Source organism: Rhizobacter sp. P2_H2 (genome assembly GCF_056403375.1).
Window position 1 is genome coordinate 1 of record NZ_JBFUFP010001350.1, and the last position, 1,249, is coordinate 1,249.

Below are 1,249 nucleotides of genomic sequence, written 5' to 3' on the forward strand. Positions count from 1 at the left end.
AAGCAACTCCCGCGGAACCGGCTCTGCCGGGCCGCCGGGAGGCGCCCCTCGGGGGCAGGAGCGAAGCGACTGGGGGGCTCTATTTCGGTGCCAGGCGGATTGCGCCGTCGAGGCGGATCACCTCGCCGTTCAGCATCTCGTTCGTGATGATCTGGTGCACGAGCTTCGCGTAGTCCGCGGGCGTGCCGAGGCGGCTCGGGAAGGGCACGCCGGCGGCCAGTGCGTCCTGCACCTCCTGCGGCATGCCGAACAGCATCGGCGTGCCGAAGATGCCCGGCGCGATCGTCATGTTGCGGATGCCGTTGCGGGCCAGGTCGCGCGCGATCGGCAGCGTCATGCCGACGATGCCGCCCTTCGACGCGGCATAGGCTGCCTGGCCGATCTGCCCGTCATACGCTGCCACGCTGGCGGTCGAGATCAGCACGCCACGCTCGCCGGTGGGCTCGGGCGCGTTGCGGCTCATCGCCTCGGCGGCGAGGCGGATCATGTTGAAGCTGCCGACCAGGTTGACCGTCACGGTCTTCGAGAACACCGCGAGCGGGTGTGCGCCGTCCTTGCCGACCGTCTTGACGGCCGGTGCGATCCCGGCGCAGTTGACGAGGCCCATCAGCTTGCCGGCCGCCACCGCCGCGGCGAYGACCGCCTGGCCGTCGGCCTCCTGGCTCACGTCGCAGCGCACGAAGACGCCGCCCAGTTCCTTCGCGACCGCCTCGCCCTTGTCGGCCTGCAGGTCGGCGATGACGACCTTGCCGCCCGCGGCCGCGAGCATGCGCGCCGTGCCTTCGCCGAGGCCCGAGGCCCCGCCGGTCACGATGAAGACCTTGCCTGCGATGTCCATGGCGCCTCTCCCTCGTCTTCTTACTGAAGCGCGGCCAGCGCGCGCGCAGTGATCTCCTCGACCGTGCCGGTGCCGGAGATCTTGCGGTACCTGGGTGCCACGGCGTCGCCGGCCGCGGCCCAGCTGGAGTAGTACTCGACCAGCGGGCGCGTCTGCTTCTGGTAGACGTCGAGGCGCTTCTTGACGGTCTCTTCCTTGTCGTCGTCGCGCTGGATCAGCTCGTCGCCGGTCACGTCGTCGCGGCCCGCGGTCTTCGGCGGGTTGAACTTCAGGTGGTAGCTGCGGCCCGAGGCCGGGTGCACGCGGCGGCCGCTGATGCGCTCGATGATCGACGCATCGGGCACGTCGATCTCGAGCACGAAGTCGAGCTTGACGCCGGCGGCCTTCATCGCGTCGGCCTGCGGGATGGTG

The 1,249-nt window shown here is 70.4% G+C and carries 2 protein-coding genes; both read right to left on the bottom strand.

Annotated features, from left to right (window positions below; genetic code table 11):
* Nucleotides 1-79: 79 nt before the first annotated feature.
* Nucleotides 80-838 (bottom strand): 3-hydroxyacyl-CoA dehydrogenase, encoded by a 759-nt coding sequence (locus AC1D15_RS32990; RefSeq protein ID WP_477829386.1) that lies wholly within the window; start codon nt 836-838, stop codon nt 80-82.
* Nucleotides 839-858: 20 nt separating this feature from the next.
* The coding region (locus tag AC1D15_RS32995; protein ID WP_477829387.1) for a nucleoside monophosphate kinase at nt 859-1,249 on the bottom strand (391 nt) is incomplete at its 5' end.